Source organism: Prosthecobacter sp. GW821-HT29F12, from assembly GCF_058803405.1.
Map to the genome: position 1 here is coordinate 2,136,594 of NZ_CM179517.1, position 12,210 is coordinate 2,148,803.

At 61.7% G+C, this 12,210-nt stretch carries 10 protein-coding genes; 4 read left to right on the forward strand and 6 right to left on the reverse strand.

Features of this window, described 5'->3' with window-relative positions:
• Positions 1-12 precede the first annotated feature (12 nt).
• The 3 genes from AC3RLQ_RS08720 (at position 13) to AC3RLQ_RS08730 (ending at position 4,040) form a co-directional block, all read left to right on the forward strand.
• On the forward strand, positions 13-954 hold the full coding sequence (locus tag AC3RLQ_RS08720; RefSeq protein WP_493036232.1) for a hypothetical protein: 942 nt from the start codon (positions 13-15) through the stop codon (positions 952-954).
• A gap of 141 nt (positions 955-1,095) precedes the next feature.
• Positions 1,096-3,828 (forward strand): zinc-dependent metalloprotease, encoded by a 2,733-nt coding sequence (locus AC3RLQ_RS08725; RefSeq protein ID WP_493036234.1) that lies wholly within the window; start codon positions 1,096-1,098, stop codon positions 3,826-3,828.
• The gene (locus AC3RLQ_RS08730) at positions 3,825-4,040 is read left to right on the forward strand and encodes a type II toxin-antitoxin system HicB family antitoxin (RefSeq protein WP_493036236.1); all 216 of its coding nucleotides are present in this window, start codon (positions 3,825-3,827) and stop codon (positions 4,038-4,040) included. The genes AC3RLQ_RS08725 and AC3RLQ_RS08730 overlap by 4 nt, the downstream gene beginning before the upstream one ends.
• Before the next feature lie 60 nt (positions 4,041-4,100).
• On the opposite strand, the gene AC3RLQ_RS08735 is transcribed toward AC3RLQ_RS08730, so the two are convergent.
• From AC3RLQ_RS08735 to AC3RLQ_RS08760, 6 genes are all read right to left on the reverse strand, one after another.
• Entirely contained in the window at positions 4,101-5,102 is a 1,002-nt protein-coding gene (locus AC3RLQ_RS08735; RefSeq protein ID WP_493036238.1) for an IS110 family RNA-guided transposase, read from the reverse strand.
• A gap of 573 nt (positions 5,103-5,675) precedes the next feature.
• Positions 5,676-6,704 carry a ComEC/Rec2 family competence protein gene (locus AC3RLQ_RS08740; RefSeq protein WP_493036240.1) on the reverse strand — a complete coding sequence of 343 codons (1,029 nt, stop codon included), beginning with the start codon at positions 6,702-6,704 and terminating at the stop codon, positions 5,676-5,678.
• Between the two features lie 162 nt (positions 6,705-6,866).
• Positions 6,867-7,625, reverse strand: coding sequence for an ATPase (locus AC3RLQ_RS08745; protein WP_493036242.1), 759 nt, complete (start codon positions 7,623-7,625; stop codon positions 6,867-6,869).
• The gene (locus AC3RLQ_RS08750; RefSeq protein WP_461528694.1) at positions 7,622-7,843 is read right to left on the reverse strand and encodes a hypothetical protein; all 222 of its coding nucleotides are present in this window, start codon (positions 7,841-7,843) and stop codon (positions 7,622-7,624) included. The genes AC3RLQ_RS08745 and AC3RLQ_RS08750 overlap by 4 nt, the downstream gene beginning before the upstream one ends.
• A 112-nt stretch (positions 7,844-7,955) precedes the next feature.
• On the reverse strand, positions 7,956-8,591 hold the full coding sequence (locus AC3RLQ_RS08755) for an adenylate/guanylate cyclase domain-containing protein (RefSeq protein WP_493036244.1): 636 nt from the start codon (positions 8,589-8,591) through the stop codon (positions 7,956-7,958).
• A gap of 970 nt (positions 8,592-9,561) precedes the next feature.
• Positions 9,562-10,209 (reverse strand): hypothetical protein, encoded by a 648-nt coding sequence (locus AC3RLQ_RS08760; RefSeq protein WP_493036246.1) that lies wholly within the window; start codon positions 10,207-10,209, stop codon positions 9,562-9,564.
• A 440-nt stretch (positions 10,210-10,649) separates the two neighbouring features.
• Between AC3RLQ_RS08760 and AC3RLQ_RS08765 the strand changes: the two genes are divergently transcribed.
• Positions 10,650-12,104, forward strand: a complete 1,455-nt coding sequence (locus AC3RLQ_RS08765) for an IS4 family transposase (protein ID WP_493036248.1) — start codon at positions 10,650-10,652, stop codon at positions 12,102-12,104.
• The last annotated feature ends 106 nt before the right edge of the window (positions 12,105-12,210 follow it).

Below are 12,210 nucleotides of genomic sequence, written 5' to 3' on the forward strand. Positions count from 1 at the left end.
ATGCATCAAACCATGTCATTTCCTCGCTGCCTCCTGATGATGCTGGCCCTTTCCCACTGCGGCCCTTTTGATTTGCAGGCGGCGGGCGCGGAACCTACGCCAAAGGACAACCTGCTGAACGTGCTGAAGGAATGCCAGAAAAGCCCGCGCATCCTCTGCGTGGCAGGCCACACAAGAACCTTCCAGGAGGGCAAGGCAAGGAGCGAGGCTGACTTCACCGCCATGCTGCCGCTGAATGGCAGCCAGAGCCGCATGATACTGGCGTACACGCCCTGGGTCTCATTGAGCAGCAGACCGCATATGGAGGAAATGACGAAAGCCACCTTCAACGGCCGCTACTGGACCAAGATCAACTACAGTCGCGGCCTCGCCGGCACGCAGCACTCGATGGACAGGACCATCGCGATCTCGAAGGATTGCCACCCGCTCTTCGCCTACCAGTACCGCATGGGCTGTCAGCTTTTCATGCCCCTGGTGCGCTTCAAGGAAACCGGCGGCAGCTTCAGCCTGCTGCAGCTTCTGGAGGGCCATAATAGCTACGCCTTCAAAGTCACGGAGGAAAAGAGAGGAGACATTACCGTGTTGAAGGTGGCCCTCCCGCCTGACGAATGGCTGATCCTGGACCCTGCGCGCGATGGGGTGGTGCTGGAATACGTGATGGCCGGCAAAGACTGGCGCGAGGAGGCACGTGCGCTCAAGGTGGAGCGCACCGCCAGCGGGCTGTGGTTCGCCACCGACTTCGTGTACACGGACACTATCAAAGGGAAGGAGCACCTGCGCTACGAAACCAAAATCACCAACGTCACCGTGGTGGATCAGGCGGAACTGGAAAAGGAACTACAGCCTCGTTTCGGCCCCGGATGGAGCGTGAAGGACGAGCGTACAGGCGAGGAATACAAGATCCAGGACGATGCCGAGGAGATCTTTAAAAAGCTCGATGCGGTAAAACCCTAGAGCCGTGGTGAGGGCGCACCGGCGCCTGCCGCTGGAATGCCCCGTCGGCCTGCCTGCCACAATTTTATACAATGATCTGGTCGCTGGGCCGTTGTGTTGGGTATTGTCGCATTTCCGACTCACCACCACCCTGCTTTCGCCATGTCTCGCCGCCTTCTGATCGCATGCTCAGTCCTTGTTCTGCCGCTGTCCAGCCTGCCTGCGGCTCCTGTAAAACCAGAGCCCAAACCGGCTCCTGCAAAACCGGAGCCAGCCAAGCCAGAGCCCAAGCCGGAACCTAAACCCGAGCCAAAGCCCGAACCCAAACCGGAGCCCACGAAGCCAGAGCCTGCCAAACCCGCGCCTGCGCCAACGCCACCCGCGCCGTCCAGTCCCCCCGCCACTCCGGCTCCCACTCAACCTGCACGCCCTCAGCAAACCGTCACCCTGACCAAGAGCGACGACAACAAGCCCAAGCGCAAAACCGTCGCTGAATTCACCAAGGGCTTCAAACGCGTCGACGGCCTCTTCCGGGTCTATCTGGATGCAGAACGTGGCAATCCGTGGCTGTTTGTGGCGAAGAATCAGGTCGGCCCTGAGTTCATCTACTTCAACCACAGCGTGGATGGTCCCGTGGCTTCCGGCCACAACCGCGGTCGTTACGGCGACTCGCTGGTCTTCACGATCCACAAAATTTTTGACCGCATCGAACTCGTCGAGCAAAACACCAAGCTCTACTTCGATCCGCAAAGCGCCCTGGCCAAAGCCCAGGCGGCCAACACCAGCAGCGCCATCTTGACCAGCGAAATCATCATGGCCGAGGACGATGAAGGCTATCTCATTTCCTGCACCAACCTGTTCCTGCGCGAAAACCTCACCCAGGTGAAGTTCAGCAACATGGGCGGGGACAAAGCCGTGCTGGGCAAGCTCTCGGAACCCAAGTCCAAGATCCTGCGCGTCAACGGCTACCCCAAAAACACCGCCATCACGGCGGAGTACGTGTTTGAAAACCCCACCCCCACCTGGGAAACCGCAGCCGATGTGGCCAATCCGCGCTACATCACCGTCAAGGTGCAGCACACGCTCATCGCCATGCCGGAGAGCGATTACAAGCCCCGCCTCGATGACCCGCGCATCGGCTACTTCACCCATCAGATCACGGACATGACGAGCACGGACGTGGCTCCATACCGCGACGTCATCCACCGCTGGCGTCTGTTAAAGCAGAAGCCCGGCACCGCCCTGAGCGAGCCCGTGGAGCCAATCGTATTCTGGATCGAAAACACCACGCCCGTTGAATTTCGCGACACCATCCGCACCGCCGTGCTGAAGTGGAATGAGGCCTTCGAGACCGCCGGGTTCAAAGACGCCGTCGTCGTCAAACAGCAGCCCGATGATGCGAAGTGGAATGCCGATGACATCGAGCACAACGTGCTGCGCTGGACCAGCAGCGTGGCTCCGCCCTTCGGCGGCTACGGCCCCAGCTTTGCCAATCCGCGCACGGGTGAGATCCTCGGCGCGGACATCATGCTGGAGTACAGCTTCATCACCAAGCGCCTGCTCACCAAGAAGCTCTTTGCCGATCTGGGCACGGAGGCCGAAGCAGCAGGACAGACGAAGGCTTTCAACCCGCACGCCTGCGAAGCCTGCGGCTCTGCACGCAACGGCCTGCTGTTTGGCCAGACCATGCTGCGGCTGCAAAAAAGCGACCGAGTGGAGGTGGACCGCCTCATCAAAGAATCGCTCTACTACCTCTGCCTGCATGAGGTCGGGCACACGCTGGGCCTGAACCACAATTTCCGTGGCAGCCAGCTTCACAGCCTCAAGGACATCCACAATGCGGAGCTCACGGAAAAGACCGCCCTCACCGGCTCCGTCATGGACTACCCGCCGATCAACATCGCCCCCAAAGGTGTGAAGCAGGGCCAGTACTTCACCACCAAGCCCGGCCCCTATGACCATTGGGTGATCAATTACGGCTACAGCGAGTCTTTGGAAGATCCTGTCGAAGAAACAAAGCGCCTCGAGGCCATCGCCGCGCTCTCACACAAGCCGGAGCTGGCCTTTGCCAACGACGCCGACGACATGCGCTCTCCGGGCAAGGCCATCGATCCACGCGCCATGCTCTTTGACATGAGCAGCGATGCCATCAGCTACGGCGAGCAGCGCTGTGAAATCGTCCGCGTTGAACTCGCCAACATCCTCAAAGATGTCTCGGACCCCGGCAAGAGCTGGCAGGAAGTCGCGCAGGCCTTTGCCTCCCTGACGAAAGAAGCCAGCGGCTCGCTCAACGCCATCTCGCGCTATGTCGGTGGTGTCTATGTAGAGCGTGCCGTTCAGGGCCAGGCTCCCGGAGCGGTGCCGTTCAAGCCCGTGGAAGCTGACAAACAGCGCCAGGCCCTTGCCGTGCTGGCGAAGTACGCTTTTGCGCCGGATGCGCTCGCCGCACCGCCTGAGCTCTACGCCCACCTCCAGCTGCAGCGCCGTGGCTTTGACCATCGTGACGAAGGCGAGGACCCCAAGCTCCATGAGCGCGTCTTCAATATCCAGCGCACCTTGCTCGATCAGCTCCTGCATTCCCGCACGCTGGAGCGCATCGAAGACTCCGCACTCTATGGCAACCAGCTCGGTCTGGAAGAAGTCATGAACACCCTCACCACCGCCATCTGCACCGGTGATGATCCAGCCAAGCCGGTGAGCACCATGCGCCAGAACCTCCAGCTCGACTACCTAACCCGTCTGCTCAGCATCGCCCACAGCGGGAATCATTACCCTGCCGTGCAGAGCGTCGCGCTGCTGCAGCTCGAACGCATCAAAGGCCTCACCTTCGCCAATTCCCCGGCACATCAGCTTGCGATCAAGTACCGCATCCGTCGCGGGCTGGATGAGAAATGAAGCTTGCTGCTGTCTTATACCGGCGGCATCATTTCTTCGTCATGCAGTTCAATATTGAAACCGAAACCGAAACCGAAATCGAATCCGACGGACGTTGGATCGCTGAAGTCCTCGAAGTGCCTGGTGCTCTCGCTTACGGCCTCACCCGGGAGGAGGCTATTCAGCGCTCTGAATCGCTCGCGCTCAGGGTTCTGGCGGAGCCCGGCATGTGATCCCGGCAGGGAGCAGAGAAATTAGATATGGTCAGCGCAAGCGCGAAGTTTGATGTTTTTTCAGGCTTCCACTTTTGCGAAGTTCTTCACGAAGGGCGTGTCATGCTTGAGCACCTCAAAGGCGACGCGGATGATCTTGTGCATGATGGCTCCAAGAGCACACATCTTGGGTTTGCCGCGCTCCACGAAGGCCTGGTAACATTGATGGAAGGTGTTGTTGGTGCGCTTGACGGCTTGCAGGGCGGCCATGTAGAGCATCTTGCGCAGCAGCGCACTGCCCTCCTTGGTCATGGCTCCCCGCCGCTTCACGCTGGTGCCTGACTGGCTCAACGATGGCGTCAGGCCTGCAAAGGCCGCGACATCACGTGCGCGCTCAAAGGCGCTGATCTGCGGCACCTCGGCCAGGATGGTCACGGCCACCAGACGGCCCACACCATCGATGGAGCGCAGCAGACGCACGCTCTTCTGCAAGGCCGTGTGCTTGAGCACATGAGCCTCAATGGCCTCGTCGAGCTTGGTGACCTCGGCCTTGAGGTTTTTGATCAGCCGGTCCAGCGATGCGATCACCACCTTGCTGTTGCCTTTTTCCTTGCGGTTGCGCTCGGCATTGAGCGAGATGATCACCTGGTCACGACGGCGCACCAGATCTTGCAAGTCTTGCAGCGCCTGCGAGGCTGGCGCCCAAGGCTTGAGGTCTTCGCAGGCTCTGAGATAGGCGGCGATGACAGCCGCATCAACGGCGTCGGTTTTGACGCGACGGCCCTGGCTGCGGGCATAGTCTTTGACGCGGCGTGGGTTGAGCTGATAGACGGTGTGCCCCTGAGTGTGCAAGTGCCACAGCAGCAGGACGCCATAAGGGCCGGTGGCCTCCAGGCCGGCCCTGGTCGTCGTCGCGCGGTGCTTCGAGAGCCAGGAGTCGAGCAGCGCGAAGCCCTCCTGGTTGTTGGCAAACTGCGCGCTGTGAGTGCGACCGCCGGGCGTGCAGAGATGTACGTCGAAGGTGAGCTTGCTGATGTCGATGCCAAGACGTGGCAGGGCAAGCAGAGGAGATGAAGTGATCATGGGTGGGATATGGGCGCAGGGAGCTGACCTTGTTGAGAGCAGGACGAGGGTGGGAAAACCGGCCTGAGTTCGAGCTTGTCTGCGGGCTGCCATTGGTGAAAATGGGCACTGGATATGGTTCGGCTTCACGGCCGGGCAGGGACAGACACCAGCGCCAATCTAATTTCAGGATCGTGACTCCTGAGCCGGTGGGCGGTCTGCTGGTGTCTGCTCCCATTCCGAGTCCAAGGCCATCGCTACCGCGACGGCTCTACCTCTTCAAGGATGGGGAAATGTAGAGACAAGCCGATGGTGGAGCGAAACCGCGCAGCGGTGCAGCGGGAACCACCGGACGATACGATGAAAACATCCCCGTTCTGAGATGCATGCCGAAGGTATGCGAGAAATGATCAGCCGCCCAGCACCAGCGAGGAGCCCACGGACGGTTCTCGCATACCTCCGGCATGCGCCTTTGAGCCTGAATATGTCGCTTGTGTGATCCGGTGGTTCTCGCTCGCAAAGCCTCGCTTCACCACCGGCTTGTCTCTGCTTTGCCTTCGGCTGTCTCCGCTTCGCTACGGCTCTGCCGGGAGCTTACTTCGCAGCAGCGGGTGCGGGTTTGGTGGCGGAGTCGGGTTTCTTGGCGGTGTCGTCGCGCTGGGTGGTGACTTGGTAGGTTTTGCCGTTGGTGGTGATGTGGACGCTGCCGTGGAGGCCGGTGACATAGGTTTTTGTGCCGAGGGCCTGGAGGTCTTTGGTGCTGCGGATGCCACGTGCGTAGCGGGGGAAGACGCTGGCGATGGAGACTTCGGGGTGGGTGGCCGCGCCGAACTCTTTGGGGATGGGATGGATGCCGTGGCCGGGGGCTACCAGAATGTGGCATTTGAGTTTTGATTTATCCACGAAGGCCATGAGGCTGGCTTCGATGTCTTCGGTCTGGATGTCGCCGGGGAGGAGGAAGACGATGTCGCCATACTGGATGCGGAGGGCGAGGGAGTTGGCGTTGACGAGGAAGTGGGAGGGGCTGTCGTTCTTGGGACGGCCAGGGAGCTTGGGATCTTTGAAGAAGGTCTTGGGCGGGGCGATGACTTCGATCTTCAGGTCGGGGTCGAGCGCAAGGGTCTCGCCGGCGGTGGCGCTGAGGTAGGCGTGGCGGGCGCGGAATTCTTCGCGGACGCGGGTGTAGTGATCGAGCTCGGCTTTGTTGGTGCCGAGGTAGTCGGCTTCGGCGTCGCTGTGGAAGAGGTAGCCGCAGTCGATGAGTCGATTGATTTTGAAATGGTCTTTGAGCCAGAGGAGGCCGCCGAAGTGATCGTAGTGAGCGTGGCTGATGAAGATGCCGTCGATGCTGGTGACGCCTGCCTTGGCGAGGTGCGGGGCGATGAGATCGCGCCCGGCATTGAAGTTGGCGAGCCAGCCGTCGGAGGAGAGTTTTTCAGGGTGCGCGGTGCCGGTGTCGTAGAGCCAGGTCTTGCCGGAGGGCGTGCGCATGACGATGGCAAGGCCCGCGCCGCGCTGGATGTCCGGGATTTCGAGAACGGTGAAACTGAAGGTGGGCTCTGCGGCGGGGGCGGTGGTGAGGAAGGTGAGGAGCAGGAGGGTGGCGAGGGTGCGGAGGGGCATGGGGACGTGGAGAGGCGGGCAGATGGGAGATCGAAAATGGGAGATGGGTTCCAGACGAGAACGCTAGAGAGGGGAGGAATTAAACAGAGGAGTTTGGGGGGACATGCTCTTCTGCTCATCACTTGGTGATGGCGCTCTGAAGTCCTTTACGCCGAGTTTTTTTCAAAAAGCCGGCTGGTCGAGCTTATCCAAAACAGCGCGCTTAAACCAGGCTGGGATCTGGTCTGTTTTCAATTCCAGTCGCCTTCCCTCGGTGATCTCTGCCAGCCAGGTGTGATTGTGGTCGGCATTGTCCGTGGAGTTGTCAAAGATATAGGCCCGGTTGGTGAAGCGAATGGCGGAGAGAAGCAGATCCAGCGAGCGATAGTAGCGCTTCTCGACGCGGTCAGGGGCCACATCATGCCCGTTCAATTTGACGCGGTTTTCCACACGGGAGATATTGATGGCAGGATCATCTGTGGCCACATAATAGAGATAAGTGCGGTAGCCGGCTTTCTGGGCCTTCTGCAGCAACTCCACCTTGCCGGGGTGGGACATCACCGTCTCAAAGGTGAAGGTCCGCCGAGCCGCCATTAGCTGGTGCCGCAGAAAATCCGCGACCACAGAGGCAAAGTAGCTGTTGATGATGCGGGGTGGAAAGTACAGCCGTCCGTCAACAAAGCTCAAGCTGCTGGCCGCTGCCGCCAAGCCCTGATGGATGAGGAATTCCGAATGGGTGAAGACCGCCAAAACTTCCGCCGCAGTGGTCTCGATGCCGAAGCTGTGCATGTCCACATAACCGCTGTCTCTCACAGCTTTCTCGATGTCATCCGGATTCAAATACACTCCCAGCAGCGGCTTCGGGAGGTAGGACTTCAGCACGCTCTTGCCAGACCCGTTCGGGCCGGCAAACATCCGCAGCCTGGGTGTGGCCGGGCTCACTTGATCATGTAAACCGTGCCGGGTTTTACGCGGGTCGGGGGCTCGATGTGCTTGACCACTTCCTTGCGTCCATCTGGGAAGACGCGGTAGATGGACGCGCCTTCCGACTGCAGCACACTCTGTCCTGAGGCCAGCACCTGCGCGCTCGCGGCGGCAAAAGCCTGACCCGACAGCGCGGGGAACTGGCTTTCGAGCACCTGGATATCGTGGTCTGACATGGGGTTAGATTAATGTGCCTGCCACCTCAGATCAACCGCATCCTTCGTGCTGAAAGGGTGCGGGGGGAGAATCCGAAGAGCCATGGATGGACTGACAGCAAAGCGTCTATTTTCAGAGCTCGTAGAGCAGCCGGGAGGCGCTGCTGGCGCCGGGGGGGAGGTCTGGGATGGACTGGAACTGGAGGCCGGGGATTTCGGCGGCTTCGGCGGCGGTTTGGACGGAATCGGTGACGAGGATTTCCCAGGCCTGGGCGGTGTCTTCGCCGAGCTTGCTGGCGGCGTTGACTTCGCGGCCAAAGACATCGTAGTCGCCGATGCGGAGGACGGGGCCGTAGCCGAGGCCGATGCATTGCAGGATGTGCTCTTCCCGTGGCTTGCCGGCGTTGTAGGCTTTGGCGGTGCGCTGCATGTCGATGGCGCACTGGAGGGCGCTGGCGACGGTGCGGAAGATGATGAGCATGCTGTCGCCTTCGACTTTCAAGAGGATGCCGTCGTTTCTGTCCACGCAGGGGGTGAAGATGCGCTGGGCCTCATAGATGACCTGCAGGAAGTGGACGATGCCGAACTCGGCGACGTGGCGGGAGAAGCCGGAGAGATCGGTGAACATGATGGCCCAGGTCTCGCCAAAGAGATTCCAGATGCGGGCGTCCACGGCGGCGCGGTCTGCGCCGGGGGTGAGGCGCTCTGCGAGGAGTTTTTCCAGGCGCTCCTGCGAGGCGTGAATGCCGACTTCGTGGATGGAGGACATGAGGGGCTGCATTTTCAAAAAGCGAAGGGGTGGGTGCGGGGCCGGTGAGGTGCGGCGAAGGATGGGGGGACGGCGGTCGTGGAGGATTTTTAAGAGGGCTGGATGCTAGCTTTCCAGGTGGGGATGCCAAGGGGTTCTTGGGGTGGGAGAAAGGATGATGGCGGGCTTTGATGAGGACGGTTGATTGGGAGGAGTCGTGGTGGAGGTGAGCTAGGGGGGAGGCACTGGGTGGCCTGCTGTGCGGCGATGCGCAGTGAAGGCGCTGCTGGTGGGCGTGGGGTGTGGCGAGGGTACTGGGTTTGCTTCCCGGATTTGATGTGGAAAACCCAGGGTCGCCTCGCTGAGGCTCGGCTGACCCTGGGCTGAATCCGCAGCCCCTTTGGGGCTGGTGTGTGGCGGGGTGGCGGGGTGGCGGGGTGGAGGGGTGGAGGGGTGGAAGTGGGTGCAGGCCTAGCATGTACTGGTAGGTGGGGGGATCAGCTTGAGGCTCGTTTGGGAGTGGTGGATAAGGCGGGGTGGGGAGGGATCGGGACGATCCCTCCCCAGGCTGGCATTTGCTGGTATAGCTTTTCCGAAAAGCACGCGTGGCGACACTCGACGGAGGCTTGAGGACAAGACTCCCTACCTAGCGCCAGCCCAGCTCGGGCAGGGCTGGCTGTCCCAGCCAGCCGCCGTCGGCGTGTCCTGCGCAGAAGAAGGAAGCCCATGACTTTCATGCCAGGGTCAGCCTGCTAAACGGAAATGAGTTTTGCGATCAGTTCTAGGTGGGAGACCAGATTCCGGCTTGGGCGAGGTGGGGTGGGATCGGATCGGGACGATCCCTCTCCGGGCTGGGCATGGTCGCGCGCTTGAAGGCGTTTTTGTGGGGAGCTTTTCGGAGGGGCCTCATGAGCACAAAAAAAAATACCAGCCATGGGGGATTCCATGGGCTGGTATTTGATGCTATCCGGGCTGGCCGGGGGCGCGGGCTTTAGGCCGGCAGGGCGATTTCGGCTTCGCCTTCTGCTTCTACTTCGGCTTCGGCCTGTGCTTCGGCTGGGAGGGCGAGATCGGCGGCGATTTCTGCCGGGGTGGTGGCGGTGTCTTCGGCGTCGGATTCCTCCGCTGCGCCGGCGTCGGATTCGACTTCGGTTTCGAGTTCTTCCTCTTCAGCGGCGGCGGGCTCGTCTGCGGCGAGGGCTTTGGCGGCCTTGGGCTTGCGGGGCTTTTTGACGGCGACTTTCTTGGCGGCAGCGGTTTTTGCGGCGGGCTTGGCGGCCTCGGCGGCGGGGTCGGCCTCGACTGGGAGGGAGGGGAGGAGGTAGATGCTGCAGTTGCAGCAGAGGACGAGGGCGGCGTCTACGTGGCGCATGTCGGCGAGCTGGCCGCTGGGGAGGGCGAGATTGCAGCCGCCGCAGGTGTTGTTGCGCATGCGTGCGGCACCGCGCTTGCCACGGGAGAGGCGGGCGTCGTAGTGAAGGAGGACGGAGGCGGGGATGCGGGTGCGGATGCCGGTGGCGTCTTTGGTGAGCTCGATGCTGCGGGCGCTCTTGGGCTCGAGGCGTTTTTTGGCGAGGTCGATGTCGCTGAGCTGGCCGAGGTCTGAGAGGAGCGTTTCGGTGGCGATGGTGGGGGTCATGGGCGGGGCTGGGTGCGTTCTGGGGGTGGTGGGGTTGTCAATGAGCTGGCCACGAGCGGGCTGGGCTCGTGGTGGGATGTGATGTGAGCGACGGAATGATCTCCGGCGATGCCTGCGCGGTTCTTCATGCGCGGGCGGGTGCACCTGCGGGTACAAGGCATGGTGTGGAGGTGATAAGCAAGCGGGATGGACGGCGATGATGCGGGGGCGAAAATGAGGGGGTGAAATGCAAATTAAATTTTTGGAGGGAGGTTCTTGGTTCGACGGAGCGGTGGGTGTGGTGTGGAGTGTTTGAGGCGGGGCTTTTGGAAAGGGGGTGGGCTTTGGGTGGCAGATGGGGCTGGGACGAAGGATTCTACGGACGCGGCGCAGCCTAACTCTTACCCACAAGTTTGAGGAAGGAGCGCTGTACAAAAACGGGTGCGGTTAAACTATGGGAGATGACAGCAGCAAAGTCATCGAAAGGCAAAAGTATTGGCAGTCCCGTGGCGGCGGGCTGGTCGCAACGCGAGCTGGCGCATCTCAGTGGCATTGATCCGCGTCTTGTGCGACGGCTGGCCATCATGCTTGAAGATTGGGCGGCGCAGCCGCAGGCCTCCATCCCTGAAGGCAGCCGCAGCAAAGCGGCTGCCAAAGCTTCCTACCGTCTGCTCTCCAATGAACGGCTCGAAGCTGCTGACATTGGGCAGAGTCATCGAGAGGCCACCTGGGGGCGCATGGCCGGCCATGAGGTCGTGCTGGCCGTGGCTGACACGACGAGCTTCAATCACACGACTCATGCTGGCACGGAGGGTGTCGGCCCCATCGGCCAGGGCAATGGCTGCGCGCAGGGCTTCTTGCTGCACAGCGTGCTGGCTTTCAGCGAGCAGGGCGAAGCTCTCGGCGTGCTCCATGCCCACACCTGGGCGCGCGAGCGTGACGGCCCCTCGCGGCGGCAACGGCAGGCGCAAAAGAACCGCAAAGCGCTCGATCAGCGCGAGAGCCACCGGTGGGTCAGCGCTTATGAAGCCATCGTGGCCCAGCGTCAGGCGGCTTCCGGCAGGCAGCCTCGGCTGGTGCTCGTCGCTGACCGGGAGAGCGATCTTTACGAGCTCTTTGTGAGCAACCGGCAGCACGACGAGCAATGTGCGGTGCTCGTGCGCGCCCTGCATGCGCGCCGCCTGCACGAAACGGGAGAGGTGGTGTGGGACCACCTCGAAGCGCAGCCGGAGCTGGCGCGTGTTGAGATCGTGGTGCCAGCGCAGGGCACGCGCAAGGAGCGCACGGCCACGCTGGTGCTGCGCAGCGCGCCGGTGAAGCTGGGGGTGCCGCGGGACAAGGCGCGGTTCTTTGGTGCGAGCACACCGCTGGATCTCTGGGCCATCGACGCGGTGGAGACTGGCGCGCCGGAAGGCAGCGAAGCGTTGCACTGGAAGCTGCTCTCCAGCATTCCCTGCGGGGATGCGGCGCAGGTTCAACGGCAGCTGCAGTGGTATGCGAAGCGCTGGGGCATCGAGGTGTTCCACCGCACGCTCAAGAGCGGCTGTCAGAGCGAGGCGCGGCGTCTGGGCAGCCTGGAGAGACTGCGCAAGGCGCTGAGCCTGGACTTGATCGTGGCCTGGAGGCTCATGGCCTTGCGCGATGCCGCGCGTCAAAAGCCGCAGGAGCCCGCGACCCAGTGGCTGGAGGCCGAGGAGTGCGCGGTGTTAAACGCCTGGGCCACGCGTCAGCTCAAGACGAAAACTCCAAGTCCACCCAGCATCGCCGAGGCGGTGCGCTGGATCGCGCGGCTGGGAGGCTACCTGGATCGCAAGAACGATCCACCGCCAGGCATGGAAGTCCTCTGGCGAGGTCTGCGCCATCTTCACGACATGACCGAAACCTGGAAGCTGCTTCATGTTGTGGGTAAGAGTTAGGGCGCAGCGCGTCCCTACCAGTTCCTACCATGGCTGTGCGGGGCGTTGGTGATGGAGAGAGATCCTTGGGATGGAGGGGTGGGACGTTCGTTTTTGCCGCAGAGGA